Here is a 17,569-nt window from a genome sequence, read left to right as displayed (position 1 = left end):
GTGGAATGCTCCAGGCGGGTCCGAGGGGCCGTGCGGCGGGACTACGCAGGGCTTGGCGCCCGTATGGCCGATGTGTCGGGCGCAGTACGAGACCGGTGCATAAGTGTCATAGGGTGCCCGAAGGTGGGTGCGCGCGAGACTGCCGATGGTGGGGGAGACGGTGAGGACGGCGACGTCCCGACGTCGCCGCGGCGGGCCGTGTCCCACGACGAGGGGCGCCACGTCACCCCCGTGCCTGCCCCGGGGCCACAGGACGTGGCGTTGGGCGGCAGGAGGGGGCGGGCGCTATGGGGGCGAGGATCGTCGTCCATGGTCCGTGGAGCGGGCCGGGTGAGGAGGCGACCGCCGTCTACCTGCGTGACCACCTGGACGAGCGGTGGACGGTCGTCTGCGGCCGCCAGCTCGTCGCCGGCTCGGGTACGCGTGACTCCGACTTCATCGTGGTCGGGCCGAACAGTGTCACCGTCATCGAGGAGAAGTCCTGGCGCGTCGACCTGATCGGCACCGAGGAGCGCTGGTACGAGCGTAGGACCCTGGAAGAGCGTGGTAATCCGATCAACCAGGCCGTCGGCGTCGCGCGGATCCTCGCCGGCAACCTCAACCGGTTCAACAAGCCGCTCGCGTCCGCGCTCAGGAGCGCGGCGCCGCCCGGCCAGAGGCAGCTCCATCTCGTCCACCCGCTGGTCGTGATGTCCTCGCCCGAGGCCACGTTCCAGATCGAGGACCCGCGAGCGGCCAGCCAGGTCGTGCGGCTGGCCGGCTGCGAGAAGCGCCTGACGGAGATCGACCGTTCGGTCGCGGCGTACTTCGACCTCGCCCCGTTCCGTGACGCGGTCCTGTCCGTCGTCACCGGCCTCAGGCCGAGGCCCGAGACGCCGGAGACGCTCGGCGCCTACAAGATCGTCGGCAACATAGAGCCGACGCCACGTGGCCGCCGCTACGTCGGCCGGCACCCGGGCGGCTCGGTGCGGGTGCTGATCACCTACGAGCGCCAGGGCCTCACCGAGGCCGAGCTCAAGGAGAGCGACAGGCTGATCCTGCGCGAGTACGACGCGCTGCAGCGCCTCGCGCACCTGCACCGGGTGTTCCCCGTCGACCCGTACTTCGGCGTCAACGACGACCAGATGTGGGTCGCTCCGATGCACCCGCCGGGCCCGAAGCAGAAGACGCTGCGCAATCTGATCCGGGCCGGCAGGCAGCCGTCGGCGGCCACCTTCGCCACGGTCGCCGCGGACGCGTTCGCCGGGCTCGCCGACATCCACGCGGCGGGCATCACCCACCGGGCGCTGCACCCGAGCCGGGTCTGGGTGACGCCGGAGACGAACCGGGTCGTGTTCTCCGACTTCCTGATCGCGAAGATCGCGGACGCGCGCACGGTGCTCGACGCGGACGACGTCGATCACGACGGCGGGCCGTTCCGGGCGCCGGAATGCCGGCGTACCGCGCACCTGGCGATCAACCCGTCGGACGTCTACTCGCTGGCGCTGTGCCTGCTCGACTGGTGGGAGCTGCGCCAGTCCGACCCGCCGCGCGAGCCGCAGGCGCCGCCGTCGCTGCCGGACCGGGTCCGCGAGGCGCTGAACGCGTGCTTCGCGTCGATGCCGCAGGACCGCCCGTCGGCCCGCGAGGTCGCGGACCTGCTGGCCGCGCACCTGGCCGAGGAGCGCAAGCGCGCGGTGCGTCTCGCACCAGGTGTGAAGATCGGCAAGTACGAGCTGGTGCGCCAGCTCGGCGACGGCGCCACCGCCACCACCTGGCTCATGATCGACCGGGCGTTCGACATGCACCACACGCTCAAGATCATGAAGTCGGCCGAGCTGGTGGACAACCTGCGCGGCGAGTTCGTCCTGCTGCACAGGCTCAAGCACGACCGGATCGTCCGGGTGCACGACTACCTGCTCGAGCCGCCCGGCCCGGCGCTGATCTCCGAGTATGTCGAGGGCAGGACCGTCGCCCAGCTCGCGCCGAGGCTGCGCGGCAGTCTCGGCGCCGCCCGCAGGATTCTCGCCGACATCCTCGACGCGCTCGAGTACGCCCACAACCGCGACGTCCTGCACCGCGACCTGTCCCCGAACAACATCATCGTCGATGCGGACGACCGGGCGACGTTGATCGACTTCGGGGTCGCGTCCCGAGCCGAGGCCGACGCGCACAGCCTGGTCGGCACACCGCCGTACCAGGCGCCGGAGATCGCGGCCGACGGCGCCTGGTCGCCGGCGGCGGACCTGTACTCGCTGGCCGTCCTGGTCTTCGAGGCGCTGGTCGGCCGCGCGCCGTACGCGGTCGAGGGACGGAACCGCAACAAGTACCTTCTCGTCCCACCGACGCCGGCGGAGGCCGAGGCGGCGGGCACCACCGGCACCATGTTCCTGGAGGTGCTGGCCCGGGCCGGCGACCCGAACCCGGCGACCCGCTTCCCTTCCGCCGCCAAGTTCCGTGACGCGATCGAGGCGGCGTTCGAGCCGCCTACGCCCTCCCTGCCGCCGGCGGGCACGGTTCCGGAAACGCCGGCCATCCCAGCGGGGGGCTCGCCAGTGACGGTGACGCCGCCGCCCACGACGGCGACGGTGACGCCTACGACGGTGCCGGTGCCGCCAGCCGTCTCGGCCCAGCGCGGCCTGGTCGTCAATCCGGCCGTCGACGAGGTCCGCCAGCTGTTCCGCAACAGCAGGCTCGGTAACCGGGGCAACCGGGGCCTGGACTCGGACTTCGCCGACCAGACCTACATCCCGACCCGTCTCGACGAGAAGCTGATGCCGCGGATCATCGACGGCCGGCCACGGCTGGTCGTCTTCAGCGGCAACCCGGGCGACGGGAAGACGGCCTTCCTGGAACGGCTCGGCGTCGAGCTGCGCCGCCGCGGCGCCCGGGTCCTGGAGAGCGACGCGGCCGGCTGGCGGATGACGCTCGACGGGCACGAGTTCGCCTCGGTCTACGACGCCAGCGAGTCGCACGAGGGCATATCGGCGGACCAGCTGCTGCGCCGCGCGCTCGACCCGCTGAACGACCAGTCCGGTGCTGGCCGCTACACCGCGCTGCTTGCCGCCAACGACGGCCGCCTTCTCGACTTCTTCGACCGCGACGCCCACCGTTACCCGGAGATCGCGAAGCTGCTCGGCGGCGGCGGCGGCGACGACGGCAGCGGCAGCGGCCAGGCTGCCGACGCCGCGGGAGTGCTGCGGATCGACCTCAAGGGCCGGTCGATGGCGTCGGTGGGCCTGGCGGCCGGCTCGCTGACGGTGCGGATGCTCGACGCGCTGCTCACCGACGAGCTGTGGGCGCCGTGCGGCGGCTGCGCGGCCGAGCACCGCTGCCCGATCGCGGCCAACGCCCGCGGCCTGCGCGACGGGCGCGTCCAGGAGCGGCTGCACCGGCTGGTGCTCACCTCGCACCTGCGTCGTGGCCGGCGTCCCACGATCCGCGACCTGCGTTCGGCGCTCGCCTACCTGGTGACCGTCGACCTCGGATGCGCCGACATCCACGACGAGTTCGGCGACGGCTTCGGGAACCCCGCCCGCCCGGAACGGCACTTCAGCGCGGCCGCGTTCGACGCCGCGGCCGGGCACGACCGGCTGCTCGGCGAGTGGCGCAGCCTTGACCCGGCGGCGGTGCCGGCGCCGCGGGTGGAGCGGTGGCTCGCACCCGGCACCCGTTCCACCGCGGACATCGCCCGCGCCAAGCGGCTGCGCTACTTCACCGCGACCGACGCGGAGCTCGACGCCGTCGACCACCTCGGCCCGTACCGGCACCTCGACGAGTTCCGTGCCCTGCTCACCAGCGCCGGCCCCGACCCCGGCACCGACGGTGCGGCGCGCCGGACCGCGGTGGTGTCGAAGCTGCTGCGCGGCCTGTCGCGCTGCGTCGGGCCGGTCGGCTACGACGGCGACGGGGTCGCGGTCTCGGTGGGCGAGCCTTCCGAGGACGGCGGCGCGGTCGTCAAGGTACTGCCAGCCGACGAGTTCGAGGTCGTCGTGGCCGATGTGGACGACCGGTTCGTCGAGACGGCGGCCGACATCGTCGTGCTGCGGCACCGTTCCGGCCAGGCGGACCTGCCGGTCGACGTCGACCTGTTCGAGCTGCTGATGCGCGCGAACGCCGGCCTCCTGCCGACCAACACCGAGGTCGCGCCGCTGCTCGAGGAACTGGGCCTGTTCCGCGCAAGCCTCACCCTCCAGCCCGCGAGCCGAGTGATCATCATCGAGCCCAACGGCCAGCGGAACGTCATCAAGGTGACCGGAACGACCATCGAACTGCTGCGGGACGCCCGATGACACTGCGAATGCCCAAGGAGCTGCGCTCCTACCAGTTCGACAAGCTGACCGGCGTCGAGCTGAACGACTTCGACGTCGACCGGTTCCTGCCGGTGCTGTTCGAGATGGTGGAGACGAAGGGCCGCCGGCTCTCCCGGTCGAACGCCGACCCGAAGGACCCGGGCCGGTACGTCGAGGCACTCGCCGCCCATCCGAACCTGCGCGGCTTCGCCGACGAGCACGGCCGCGCGGTGCTGGAACAGTGGGTCAACAGCAGCGTCGTCCGGCTCGGTCACAGCGGCCGCGGTCGCGGGGACGTCCAGCTCGCCGCGGTCCAGCCGATCCACATCGGCGCCTACCGGGCCGGCCTGCCGGTCGAGGGCGCCCGGCACCGCAAGGTGCATCTGGTCGTCTACCGGCTGCTGAAGGAGGCGTTGCTGCGCAGGGGCGCCCCCGACCCGGAGCAGACGCTGCAACGGCTGTTCCGCGAGGCGTTCGGCCGTGGCGTCGCCATCGACTCGCTTTTCGTCCCGGCCTTCGACGGGAAGACCGACGACCTCGACGCGAACGTGCTGCTCAGCCTCTACTACCTGGAGGGCTTTCAACCCGGGAAGGTCCTGGCCAGCAGGCCCGATCTCGACTGGAGCCCGGTCATGCCCGGGGTGATGATCTCCCTCGGCGATCTGCTGCTCGACTTCCTGACCGTCTACCGCAACCGGCTGCCCACGATCGCGCTCGCGCGTCACCTGGCCGCGCTGCTCAACATCGGCCTGTTCACGACGACGCTGCGGCTGTTCAGCGTGGTGGGCGAGCTGTGCCGCGGCGGCGCGGACGGGCCGCCGCCGACCGACCTCAGCCGCGACCTGCATCCCGCGCGGACCGAGATCTACGTCGACTTCACCCGCCAGACGGGCGGCGACTCCGACCGGCTGGCCGGCGAGTGCGTCGACCGCGACCTGGAACGGCTACCGGCCTACTTCGAGGACATGATCCTGCTCAAGACCCTCGACCGGTACGCGAGCAGTGAGCAGAGGCTCCGGCCGTACGTGGAGGGCAGGCGCGGCCCGGACTGGCTTGCCGCCCTGGTCGGGATCCGCGGCCTGGAGTACGTCGAGTGGCGCGCCGGCCTGGACATCGAACGGATCATCGAGACGACCAGGGCCGAGATGCGGATGCCCGAGGACGAGGCCAGGACGGAGCTCTCCGCGCTCGCGCCCGGCGGGTCGCAGCTGGACGTCCTGCTCGCGGCGATCCGGCAGTCCCAGGGGGCGAAGGCCGTCACCAGCGCCGGCAGCTGGTTCTGGAACACGGGGGGCCTGCGCAAGCAGGCGGGCCTGCTGCGCGGGAACCTGCGCGGCCGGAGGGCGTGGCGGTACGCGATGACCGACGAGCTGCTCACCACCATGCTGCTGACCACGCTGATGGACCCGGTGACCGGCGCGCCGACGCCCCGGATGCGACTGGCCGACCTGCTCGACACCCTGGAGCACCGCTGGGGCCTGCTGATCCACCACCCGCCGGCCGCGCGTGACGACGCGTCCGCACGCGCGGTCGCGAGCCAGAACCTGACGGCGTTCACCGGGCGGCTGCACCAGATGGGCTTCTTCGCGGACCTCGCCGACGACTTCAACGCCCAGTATGTGATCAATCCTCTTGCTGGAGCGCGGCGATGACCGATCTCAGCCCACTGCTGGCCACCCGGGTCGCCAACCGGCTGGTGACGGACTTCCTGCGCGCAGCTCCCCCCGGCCGCTGCATGCGGCTCGACCACCTGCGCGCCGACGACTGCCACGCGGTACGCGACGCGGTGACGAACGCGCTTACCGAAACCGCGGTGGGCGGCGGATGCGTGGTCGCCGTCCTCGGCGCCGCGGTCAGCGACGACGACGCGGTCATCTCCCCAGAGCGCGCGATCGAGCTGCGTAACCGCAAGTCGGCCGCGTTGCTGCTGCTCGTGCCGGCAGGCACCGACAGCCCGGCGGCCAGCAGCCTGGAGAACTCGTTTGAGTCGATCGACATCGAGGATCTGTTCGCCAAGATCGTCCGGGACGCGCTGCACCGGCTGGACCGTCCCCTGCGGGACCTGTTCGGCCAGGTCCAGGCGACGGTGCGCCGCGGCGCGTTCCCGCGCTCGCGCCAGGCCCGCGCCGAGTACCTGCTCGCGGTCGGCGCCGCCGCGGCCGACCCGGTCGCCGGCGGCGCCGGGGCCGCGCAGTACGTCGCCGGAACGCACCTGCACCTGCTCGGCCTGATCCCGGACCAGGGCGGCGCGTCGTTCGTCTCCCGGCTCGACGCGAACGCCCAGTGCGTGACCGCTCTGGTCAAGCCGGGCCGCTCGCAGAAGGACGCGCGCACCCGGCTCGCCGACTGCCCGCTGCGCCAGGACGACGAGCGTTACCGGGCGATCGAGCGGTTCCTCGTCGCCGTGCCGCGGCTGTCCGAGCGTGCCTGGCTGCGCGACCTGGCCGCCGACGACAACGCGGACCTGGCCTTCAACCGCTGGCCGCTGGACCTTCCCGTCGACAGCGACCTGGTGGCCCTGCAGATCGAGCCGTTCGCCAACACCGAGGGGATCATCGCGGCAGGCACCGGCCTGCGCGCGGGCGCGGACGGCGCGGTCCCGACCTGCTCTGCCCGCGGCGGCTTCGTGAAAGTCACCTGGACGACGGAGCCCACCAGGCCGAAGGACGTGGCCCGCTGGCAGGTGGAGATCGTCCCGTCAGAGGAGTTCTACGGCAACGAGACCGACTTCGACGTCACCCTGCCCGCGGCGAAGGTCGCCGGCAGCAAGCACAGCCACCGGCTGACGGTGAATGTCGACACCGAGGGCGCCGAGCGGGTGCCGGCGGTGGTGACCGTCCGGGTCAGCGCGCTGGACCGCAACAACCAGGTGCTACGGCTGCGCGACGGCGCGCTCGCCCAGGCCACCGGCCAGAAGCTCGCCCAGGCCACCAGCCAGGAGTTCGCGCTCGACGACGCGCCGCCGCCGGAAAGCACCGCCGTCCGGCGTGACACCGCCATCTCCCTGCCGGTGGCGCGGCTTCGGGCCGAGCAGGCGGGCGCGGATTCGGACGTCGAGACGTCCGAGGGCTGGCAGGTGGCCGACCTGGCCTATCTGCAGTTGCGGTTCGGTCGGGGCGGCAGGACGCACGTCGCCCGGATCGGGGTCAGCGCGCCGCTGCGCGAGCTTTCCGCCCGCGCACTCGCCGAGCTGGACAACGTCGGCCGGTACGAGGCGGAGGTGGGCGCCGGGCAGCCGTTCGCGGCGGCGGCCGCCGCCGCGGTGGGCCCCGGCTGGCCGTCGGGCGCGGGCAGGGCGTTCCTCGCCGCCCGGCGGGAGTTCTTCGAGGCGGTCCGCAACCAGCCCGGTCGCGGCCTGCTCGAGGTAGCCGCCCTCTCCGAGGAACTGGCCGCGCTGGGGGCGAAGTACACCGCCGCCTACGGGCGGATCCTGCGCCGGGACTCCGGCGCCGCCGACCTGCGCGCGCTCACCTCGATCGACACTCTTCGGCTGCGGATCCGCCTCGGACGGCGCCACCCGGTGGACGCGCTGGTCATGCTGCCCACGCATCCGCTGCGGGTCGCCTGGTACCTCGGCTACCACGCCGAACTGGAGGCGTGGCGTACCAGGCTGCGGGTGCTGGCGCCGAAGGACCGCCGCGACGAGGTCGACGTCGACCTGCTGGGCAGGCTGTCGCCCGCCCGGGTGCCGTTCCTGCTCGCCGGCCCGGACGGCGCCCCGTACGTGTTCGCGCAGAACCTGCGGCTGCTCTACGGGCTGTACCTGCCGGTCGACGAGCCCGACCCGGCGACGGCCGTCAGCGAGACGGTGACCGCGCTCGGGCTGCCGAGTGCCGATGTCAGCGTAGGCGAGGTGCCGCCCGCTCGGCTGGCCGACCGCATCAGGCTCTACCGGGACACCCACCGCGGTCCCGAGCGGCTGCGGATCCTGGCGACCAATCCGGGCAGTGGCGCGTTTCTCGGCGAGGCGCTGCGAGCCGTCACCGCCGAACCCGGCGACAACGCCGCCGGCCGCGAGCCGGGCGAGGACGAGGCCGCCACCGCGCCGCACATCTGGATCGAGGCGTTCGGCGAGGGCGCGTCGGAGACGAACCCGTTGCCCGGCCTGCGCGAGCTGCAGCGCGACATCGCCGACAACCGGGCCCGTCCGGGCCGCGGCTTCCTCGACCCGGCGCTGGAGATCTCCGCCGCCCCGCTGGACGCGATCGAGGCGGCACGTGACGCGCACCTGGCGGTGCTCGCCGACGTCAGTCGTCCCGAACTGCACCTGGGCGTCGCCGAGTCCAGCGGGGGCAGCGTCTCGTTCCGTGGGCTCATCACCCAGCTGGTCACCAGACGGGACCCGTCCGAGCTGGTCTGGTACGTGGGGATCGAGTTCCCCACGGCGCGCGGTGTGGACTCCGCGCCGGTCACCGACCTGCACCGCCGGTTCGCCGAGGCTGTCTCAAGTCTGTTCTCGGCCGGCGCGGACGGCGCCGGTCAGGTCGACCCGGCGGATCCCGGGTCGGACTCAACGGACCATGATGCGGACCCGGCGGACCTCGAGACGACGGTACTGGTGCGTCATACCAGGACGGTGCCGCCCTCCCTGCCGCAGGCGTTCGCGGTGGACCCGGAGCGGACCATGCCGGCGGTGCGGGGCGACCGGGCCGCGCCGACGGCCCGGATCCGGATCCAGGTCGACGGCGACACCCGGCGGGTCCTTGACCTCGCGCATGACCGGTGCGACTGGGTTGTCGTCCTGGACCGGTTCCTCGGCCTGGATCTGTTCGACGACCCGTCGCGGCGGGCGTTCGGCGGGCGGCGCTACATCCTGGACTACGCGCCCGAGTTCCTCGACGGCCTCGGCCACCAGATGGCCATCACGACGGCGCACCGGGCCGACGTCGAGAAAATGTTCCTGCATGCGATGACCGAGCTTGGTTTCGAACAGCCCGGCGAGTCGGTGTCGTCGGTCGTCGACGAGCTGCTGCTCGTCTCCGGTCGGCTGATTCTCGCCGCGACCGGCGACGACAAGCGCGCCAAGGAGGCGGTCGCGCTCGCCGCCGTCGTCTCCCATCTGCGCCGGCGCGGCGAGCTCGCCGACACGATCGTCATCCCGGTCGACGCGCATCTCGACCTGTTCGGGCCGCGTGCCCACCGTGGCGGTGCCAATGGCGAGAAGGCGCGTCGGTGCGACCTGCTGCTGGTGCGGTTCCCGGGGCGGCGGCTGCACATCGAGGCCGTCGAGGTGAAGTCGCGCGGAATGCTCGACAGCGAGGACCTCGCCCGCGGGATCGACGCCCAGGTCAAGGCGACCGTCGACGTCGTCCAGCGGCTTTTCTTCGCCGACCCGGCGCGGATCGACCGGCCGCTGCAGCGGACCCGGCTCGCCACCCTGTTGCGGTACTACCTGCGGCGCGCGGCGCGGCGCGGCCTGGTCACCGACGCGGTCGCGTTCGGCCGGATGCAGGAAGGCATCGACCGGCTCGACACCGCCGACCCGGCGGTCTCCTACCAGCACAGCGGCTACATCGTCGTCCAGCGGGGCGACGGCGTGGACGAGTTCACCATGGGCGAGACGCGCATCCGCACGCTGACCGCCGCGACCCTCGGCACAGACACCCCCGATCCGGAGATCCTTGTTCTGGGCCCGGCCGAGACGCCTGGCGTGTCGGTCGAGAACGGGCCCGACGCGCCACGTCAGCCCGCGGGCCAGCCGGAGGTCCTCCGGGTGCGGGTCGGGAAGACGCTGCCCCCGGAGGAGGAGGTGGTCTGGGAGGCCGGCACGATCGGCAGCCCACACCTGTTCATTCTCGGCATCCCCGGGCAGGGGAAGTCGGAGACGACGATCCGGCTGCTGCAGGGCGCCGCCGACGGTGGCCTGCCCGCGCTGGTCATCGACTTCCACGGCCAGTTCAGCTCCGACCCGCGCCGCCCGTCGTCGCTGCGGGTGCACGACGCGGCGGCCGGGCTGCCGTTCTCGCCGTTCGAGCTGACCGAGGCCGGCGGGCGGCACGCGTACAAAATGAACGCGCTGTCGATCTCGGAGATCTTCGCCTACGTCTGCGGGCTGGGCGACATCCAGCGCGACGTCGTCTACCAGGCGCTGATCAGCGGCTACGAGGCGCACGGCCACGGCCAGCTCATCCCGCCGAGTGGTATCCCGACACTTGACGAGGTGCGCGGCTCCATCGCGGCGCTGGAGAAGGAGCGCGGTGTGGCGAACGTGCTCGCCCGCTGCCGCCCGCTGCTCGAATACGGCCTGTTCACCGACAACACCGGGGTGAAGGTCCAGGACCTGATCCGGGATGGCCTGGTCGTCGACCTGCACGGCTTCGCCGAGGTGGAGCAGGCACAGGTCGCCGCTGGCGCGTTCCTGCTCCGCAAGATCTACAAGGACATGTTCTCCTGGGGCCAGACCGGGGAACTGCGGCTCGCGATCGTTCTCGACGAGGCGCACCGCCTCGCCAAGGACGCGACCCTGCCCCGGCTGATGAAGGAGGGCCGCAAGTTCGGCGTCGCCGTCATCGTCGCCAGCCAGGGCATCGACGATTTCCACCCCGATGTCCTCGCCAACGCCGGCACCAAAATCATCTACCGGGTCAACTACCCCCAGTCCCGCAAGGCCGCCGGCTTCCTGCGCACCCGCACCGGCAAGGACCTCTCCGAGGAGCTCGAACAGCTCCCCGTCGGCAACGCCTACATCCAGACCCCTCACATGCCCGTCGCCCGCCGCACCCGCATGCTCCGCCCCGAGGCCTGACCTGTCAGCGCCGCGACGGCCGATCCGGCCGCCGCCTCAACACCTGCGGTGCACTGGGCTCGCCGCCGGCGAGCCCAGGCGATGGCCGTTCTGGTCGACCCGTGCGTCCATCACCTACGCGGCCGACCACACCGACCCGGGCCGCTGACCCGTGGCGCCCCGACAGCCCTCAGCCCCACAGGTGACGAGGACCTTGCTGGCGACCGGCCCGTGCACCGGGGACAGCCTCGGCACACGAGGTCAGGACGCGACTGGGGACGATGCTCTGCGCAGGGTGTCCAGGATGGTCTCGACCGGTTGGGCGCCGGAGATGCCGTAGGTGCGGTCGACGGCGTAGAACGGCACGCCGCTGATGCTGAGGGCGCGGGCCTGGTGGATGTCGTCGTGGACGTCGTCGGCGTACGCGTCGCTGTCGAGGACTTCGCGGGTCCCCTGAGCCAGCAGCCCGGCCTCCGTGGCGAGCCGGACGAGCGTGTCAGTGTCGTCTATGGCCGCGCCGTCCGTCAGGGTGGCGCGCATCAACCGTTCCTGCGTCGCGTCGGCCAGGTCGTGTGTGGCGGGTCGGCGTCTCGGACCGCGAAGGCGAGCAGGCCGGCCGCCAGCACGGCTCCGACACTATGGGAGTCCGCCGCGGCGCCGGACAAGAGCTCTTGCCCGCCCGCGGGCGACAGTGTTCGGGCGACGCCTACCCCATGCTCGACAGCAAGGCCGCAACGCTCCTGCATTCGCTCGCCCGCAACCATGCCCTCGTCGACGGGAACGAGCGACTCGCTCTCGCCGGCCTGATCGCCTTCTACGGCATCAACGGCCACCGTCTGACGCTGACCAACAATGACGCCTACGAGCTCGTGGTGAGTATCGCGTCCGGCACTTGCGCGATGAATACCGTGCGACCCTCGGCATCCAGGTGGCGTCGCCGAAGCAGCGTTGGGGACGGTGGACCCAAGGCGGACCCCCATGCTGGTCGTGGCGCCGGAGCGGCTGAGTCGGCGCAGGCGCCACCGGCCAAGAATCGATCTGAGAGCCGAACCCGGAGCGGCAGGTCGACGCGCTGCAGTCTTCGAGGGCGTCCGGTATCCGAGTACACGCGATGTGCGCAGCTGCAGATCATGAGATGTGTCGGTCCTCACCGGCAAGGATGAGTACGTCCCATCAGCACTGGCGCGGACCCGCTCTGCCTCGCATCCTTCGTTGTTGACGCTCCGTCACCACCGAAGGCCGGGCAGAGCCGAAAGCGTAGCAGAGCGTTGATCTAATTTTCTCGCTCCGTCTCGCGCCAAAGTATGACATCATATAGTCACGAAATTCTAGGATTGCAGAATAGAAAGATGACCCAGACCCTGTCGGAGCGTGTTTCTGATGTCATTGAGAAGGCGTTGGCTGGCGCTTTCCGTGGTCGTACTCGCATTTGCTCTGATCGGCTGTTCGAGCTCGCCGATCCCAGAGCCGGACGATGGGGGAGGGGAGGGTGTGGCGGCGACGGCGAGAACTTCCCATGATCCACCCCTTCGCTTCGACTCGCTGTCAGCGATCACCCTGCCCCCCGAGGCCAGCGACTCGAGGATCAACCTTGGCGGGGAACTGCGGTACCCGTTGCCAGTGGTGCTTCACGGCATGACCGCCTTCGTCGGGGCGCCAGAAAGGATGCTCGCTGTCGACACCGAACGTGGAGGAGACGTACTTGCCGTCTTCGCGCCAGACGGAGAGCCGTTGCAGCGTTCTGGTTCAAGCGGCTGGGTGGGGAGCAACTCTGCCGGTGCGCCGGTGGTCGGCGAAGTAGACGGACGGCCGGTCGTCCTCGCCGCCTTCACCACCCGACACCCCGGTGTGGGAACCCAGCGTAGCCGCCGCTACGCCGAGGTCGTCGAGGTCGATGCGGGGACCCTTGGGCGGCGCTGGATCACCCGGATCGAGATCTCGGATGAGATGTCCCTTTACGGCGGGCCTGTTGTCGCCGTCGTTGTCGGCATCCTGCCGGGGCGTGCCGTGGTGGAGGTGAGCCAGGACGACCGACACGATCTCCATCTGATCGACCTGGAAAATGGGAAAACCATCTGGTCGAAGCCGAACCACGGACCCTCCGTCGTCGCCGGGAATGTGATCGTCACAGTCGTCGACAAGAATCCAGATCTTCGTGGATCCTCCCTCGTCGGGCTCGCGAGCGAGGATGGCCGCGAGCTCTGGTCGGACAACTCCTATGGTCAGGACATCAAGGTCGGTCCGAACGGTGGAGGCATCGTTGTGGTCTCTGGAGCGGCGGACAACCTGTATCTTCGGATGGTCGACCCGACCGATGGTGCGATTAAGTCGGTCATCGATCAGGAAGGCTCTCTCGGTCGCACCCAATTGGGCGTGGACTGTCTCTTCGATCAGAAGACCTCAATGGTGTGCAGCATGGACGATCGATGGCTCTCCGTGTTTGATACTTCCTCGCAAAAATGGCTGTGGCGGCTCCCGGACGACAGTGCGGGCCGTGTGGCGCCGAGGGTGAACTTCGCCTGGCACGGCGCCGTCTATGGCGAGACTCGCGATGGACCAGTCGTGATCGACGCGATGACAGGCAAGGACCGAGAGGTCAATCCAGGCATCACGGCCTATCATGTGAACCAATACGTCGGCATCGGTCCAGACCCGCAGGGCTCCGGCGTGGCTGCCTTCCGCTCGGTCGGATAAAAGTCCAGGTAAATGGCCTATGTCGCTTCGCAGCCCAGTACATCCGCGGACGTCCACCGTTGTCGTGGACGTCCGCGCTCATCGCTACGCATGAGGGTCCGGCGGGGTCCAACCTCCCGATCGTGGGTTCAGCAGGGCCATGCCGATGTTCCGAGCCTCGGCGCGTCGCTGAACCGCATGCACGGGAAGATTGCAAGATAGTCAGGGTGCCGCCCCCGAAACGGCGTGCCGATAATCGTGCGCCGGCGCGGATGCCCTGGATCTTACCGCGTGGCGCTGCCGGTGGATGCCATGGTGGGAGCCAGCTGGGGGTCGGTGATGCCATGTGGGCAGGTAAGCCGGTCGATATCCCATCCGGCTCGGGTTGCTCCGGCGCGGTAGGCACTCTCGTAGAAGTCGAGGACTGTGCCCCGTCGGTCGGGGCTGTCCTGAATGGCGCTCAAGGGTAGTACCGCGAGGTGGCTGCTGCCGCGTGGCGTCCAGAGAGCAGCGTCTGGTCGTAGCCGCCCGTCGGTGATTCCGGCGGGTTCGGGAGCGGTGTAGGAATAGAAGGCCGGTTCGGGTATGGACGCGTCGCCGAACCAGAATCCGAAACTGATGACCTCACGTGAGTACGCTTCGCGCGTCACCGGGTCGACGTCGGTAGGCTGGTCGATCCGGCGGTCACTGAAGCGGGTATGGGATAGGTCGAACGTATGCCAGAAATGGTGCACCGGGCTGACCTTGCCGGAGAAGCCGCCGGCGAACTCCTCCAGGATCAGGTTGACCTGACTGAGCAACTGCCAGTAGCGCGTCACCTGTGTCGGATCGTACGCGGCGTGTTCCGTGTCGTCCTGGAACGGCCGGGCGGAGTCGGGAAGGTCGAAGGGATGCGGATGGTCGATGTGCACCGTGATGCCGAGCGCTCCGAGCGCCTCGAGCGTCTGATGGTAGAAGGATGCGACCGATCGCCCCGCGAGCGGGAACGACACCGCCTCGCCGTCCAGCCTGTGTACGACGAGGTTGTGTCCGACGAAGTCGAAGTCGATCGTGAAAATCGGGTTACCGTCGACGAGGCCCATCGGACGGGACGTGATACCGCGGCCGGTGAGGTGGAACGGGACGTTCCACCAGTGGTTCCGACGTGGGCTGGCGCTCAGCCGGATCTTTCCTACGACCTGCACGTACCGGTGCAGCGTCTCTTTGGTGCCTGCCCATGACGACAGCGGCATCGGGGCCAGCAGTTCGATCATGGCGCTCCTTCGACGGCGAATCCTCGGACCGCACCAGCATGGGCACCTACCGCGCGGCGCGCATCCCGGCGGCCAGGTGCGGCCGGTTTCGGTCGGCCGTGGCCTGTTCGCCGGTGTCCACCGGCGACGTTGTCGCCGTCGAGATCAGGCAGGACCGTCACCCATGACCAGGGGCTGTCGTATGTGCTGGCCGTGCCGAAGAGTCTGCCGCTGCTCGATGGTCGTGGCCGTTCCACCCGCCCGGACCGGGTCCATGCCGGGCTCCCGGTCGGGGTGTTCGAACGCCGCTCCTGCGGGGATGGGGCGAAAGGCGCCCGCTACTACGACTGGGCCGCGGTCGCGGTGACCGTCGCCGACCAGCCGCCGGCCGACGGCTACGCGCACACCCTGCTGATACGGAAGTCCACAACCCCCCAGACCCGTGACGGCAGGACCTTCTACGAGTTCGAGTACTTCCTCGTCCACGCGCCCACGGCTACCGCGGTCCCGGACATGGTCGCCGGCGCGGGGTCGCGGTGGACGATCGAGGAGGACAACGGCCACGGCAAGGACATCCTCGGTCTCGACCAGTACCAGGTACGGAAGTGGACACCCTGGCATCGGCACATCACGATCAGCATGCTCGCCCAGGCGTTCCTCGCCGCGACCCGGGCCGGCCTGGGAAAAGACCCCGAGCCCCGGGAGGCCGCCCGCTGATCCGGCACTCGGTCCGTTCCATCCGCCGCCTGCTGGCCACCACCCTCCTACGCGCCAGGCACACCATCCCCGACGCTGTGATCACCCGTGAACTATGGCGAATGGCCCACCAGACCCGAGCGCTCCTCAGCCACTACCGGCGCCGCGGCGACCCGATCCCCCTCGCTCTACGCACCTGAACCCGAACCAACCAGCCAAGATCTAGGAATGTAGTACTCGCCTCTCCTCTGCTGGCGAAGCACCGGCTGGCCGGGGTTGCTGGAGCCGTCGGGAGCAGAGTTGACTGTAGGGCGTTCGACCTGCCGCGTCGCTGGTGCCCTGAACCAGTTCCGTGCCAGGCGTGTCGGTCCGCTGGCCCCGTGTGAGCCAGCGACGAAGGTGATAAGCACCGCGCCCCACCAGACCCGCCGCCTCGATAGCGCTGGTGCCGATACCGGTCATGGCGACCGGATGCGGCCGTGCCGAATGCGTGGTCTCGGCCGGGCTCCGGGCCGGGCCGTGGCGGAGGCCGGCCGCTGCCTCGAGCGCGTCCAGTTCGGCCTCGACGAGTTCCGGCAGTCGCGCCCCGTCCCGCACCGACCCGTCCATCGTGAAACCGATGCACGCCTGCCCGTCCAGCCCGCCGAGCAGGACTGCCAGGCGTTGGCCTGCGGGGAGCGGAGGGGTGGGCACGGCGGCGGTGACTGGTCGGCCGAGGATTTCCAGCGGGCCGGTCAGGCCGCCCGGGTTGGATGCGGTCAGCGCGAAGACGTGGGACATGATCCCGGTGGACAGCACGGCCGGTCGCAACGGTTCGGGAATCGCCCAGAGGAAGAGATGTTCCGCGACGCCCGGAGTCCCGCCCCGCTTGTGTCGGACGGTCTGCCGGTGGATCGCCTCCACACGCCGGTGGATCAACGACTCACCGTAAGGCAGCGCGATCCGTACGGTGGTCAGGTAGTTGCTCATGTGGTCCCGCTGGGCTGCCCGGCGGGTACTGACCGGCATCGCGGCGTGCATCTGGCCCCGGCGCTGGCCGGGCCGATCGGAGCCGGGGCGCGGCCAGGCACGCAGAGCGCCGGTGAGCGCGGCCAGGAAGATGTCGTTCACGGTGACCTCGTAGGCGCGGCTGATCGCCCGTAGCCTGGACAGGTCCACCTCCAGCCAGGTGTGGTGCGGGTATCCCGTGGGTGCCGCCGAGAGCGGACCGATCGTGGACGTCCGGGTAAGCCATCCGAGTGAGTGAGTGGCGGCCCGACAGACGGTTCGGGGGCCGGGCCGGCGATCCGGCGACACCCGCAGAGGTGCGCGCTCCGATCCTGGGTCGGACAGGCCGAACAGCTTTTCCAGCACCAGGTTCAGTGCCGTCCCGTCTGTCCACACGTGGCTGGCGCGGTACAGCAGGGTGAAGCCGTTGCGGCGGAGGCCGTGGAGCAACCAGAGCTGCCACGGCGGCGCGTCCAACGAGATCTCGACCGCTGACAGCCGCCCCACCGCCTCGCGCAGTCCGGCGAGCCCCGACTCCGCGGGGAGCCGGTACTCGTGAACGTGCCGGGCCGGGTCGAAATCGGCGTCCGCCACCCAGACCGGCCGGCCACGCCCGGCCGAGGCGATCCGGTGGGCCAGTGGAGGAAAGTCGTGTGCCCGGTCCGCGACGAGCTCGCGCAACGCCTGGACTCCTGGCACGGGGCCGTCGGCGACCAACAGGCAACCGACCGCGAGCGGCGTCTTCGGAAATGCTCGCTGGTATCCGAGTATGAGCGCGTCCATCGGAGTAAGCGGCCGAGCGGTCATAGCTTGGCGCCCCGGTTAACATCGACGAGTCGCCGCGCAATTGTCACAACTGGCTCCCTGGATGGACTGGAAAACCGGTTACGTCCGGAACGCCATGCTGTGATGTGGCAAATGCGGCGCGAGGCGGACCGTAAACCGAACGACAGAGCCGAACATACGCGCGGGCCGCCGCCGGCACG

Annotated in this window: 8 protein-coding genes; 5 read left to right on the top strand and 3 right to left on the bottom strand. The window is 70.4% G+C overall.

What is annotated here, in order from left to right:
- The first annotated feature begins 287 nt into the window (after nucleotides 1-287).
- Genes FRANEAN1_RS26730 through FRANEAN1_RS26720 form a run of 3 tightly spaced genes read left to right on the top strand, consistent with a single transcriptional unit; the run spans nucleotide 288 to nucleotide 11,016 of the window.
- Nucleotides 288-4,271 carry a protein kinase gene (locus FRANEAN1_RS26730; RefSeq protein WP_020462882.1) on the top strand — a complete coding sequence of 1,328 codons (3,984 nt, stop codon included), beginning with the start codon at nucleotides 288-290 and terminating at the stop codon, nucleotides 4,269-4,271.
- Nucleotides 4,268-5,923, top strand: coding sequence for a hypothetical protein (locus FRANEAN1_RS26725; protein WP_020462881.1), 1,656 nt, complete (start codon nucleotides 4,268-4,270; stop codon nucleotides 5,921-5,923). The genes FRANEAN1_RS26730 and FRANEAN1_RS26725 overlap by 4 nt, the downstream gene beginning before the upstream one ends.
- On the top strand, nucleotides 5,920-11,016 hold the full coding sequence (locus FRANEAN1_RS26720; RefSeq protein ID WP_020462880.1) for an ATP-binding protein: 5,097 nt from the start codon (nucleotides 5,920-5,922) through the stop codon (nucleotides 11,014-11,016). Before FRANEAN1_RS26725 ends, FRANEAN1_RS26720 begins: the two co-directional genes overlap by 4 nt.
- 240 nt (nucleotides 11,017-11,256) lie before the next feature.
- Here the strand turns inward: FRANEAN1_RS26720 and FRANEAN1_RS26715 are convergent, their stop codons facing one another.
- Nucleotides 11,257-11,562 (bottom strand): DsbA family protein, encoded by a 306-nt coding sequence (locus FRANEAN1_RS26715; protein WP_347177260.1) that lies wholly within the window; start codon nucleotides 11,560-11,562, stop codon nucleotides 11,257-11,259.
- 1,068 nt (nucleotides 11,563-12,630) lie between these two features.
- Between FRANEAN1_RS26715 and FRANEAN1_RS26705 the strand changes: the two genes are divergently transcribed.
- A complete protein-coding gene (locus tag FRANEAN1_RS26705; RefSeq protein ID WP_157472812.1) occupies nucleotides 12,631-13,689 on the top strand; it encodes a PQQ-binding-like beta-propeller repeat protein in 1,059 nt (352 codons plus the stop codon).
- Between the two features lie 263 nt (nucleotides 13,690-13,952).
- Here the strand turns inward: FRANEAN1_RS26705 and FRANEAN1_RS26700 are convergent, their stop codons facing one another.
- Nucleotides 13,953-14,921, bottom strand: a complete 969-nt coding sequence (locus FRANEAN1_RS26700; protein ID WP_020462876.1) for a DUF5996 family protein — start codon at nucleotides 14,919-14,921, stop codon at nucleotides 13,953-13,955.
- A 192-nt stretch (nucleotides 14,922-15,113) separates the two neighbouring features.
- Between FRANEAN1_RS26700 and FRANEAN1_RS26695 the strand changes: the two genes are divergently transcribed.
- A complete protein-coding gene (locus tag FRANEAN1_RS26695; protein WP_347176771.1) occupies nucleotides 15,114-15,617 on the top strand; it encodes a hypothetical protein in 504 nt (167 codons plus the stop codon).
- 201 nt (nucleotides 15,618-15,818) lie between these two features.
- Here FRANEAN1_RS26695 and FRANEAN1_RS26690 read toward each other — a convergent pair whose 3' ends face one another.
- Complete coding sequence (locus FRANEAN1_RS26690) at nucleotides 15,819-17,366, bottom strand: wax ester/triacylglycerol synthase domain-containing protein (RefSeq protein ID WP_347176770.1); 1,548 nt, start codon at nucleotides 17,364-17,366, stop codon at nucleotides 15,819-15,821.
- Nucleotides 17,367-17,569: the final 203 nt, after the last annotated feature.

The sequence above is a fragment of the Parafrankia sp. EAN1pec genome, assembly GCF_000018005.1.
In the GTDB taxonomy this organism is placed as follows: Bacteria; Actinomycetota; Actinomycetes; order Frankiales; family Frankiaceae; genus Parafrankia; species Parafrankia soli.
Note: the sequence above shows the minus strand (reverse complement) of the source record. Positions and strands in the feature narration are given on the sequence as shown.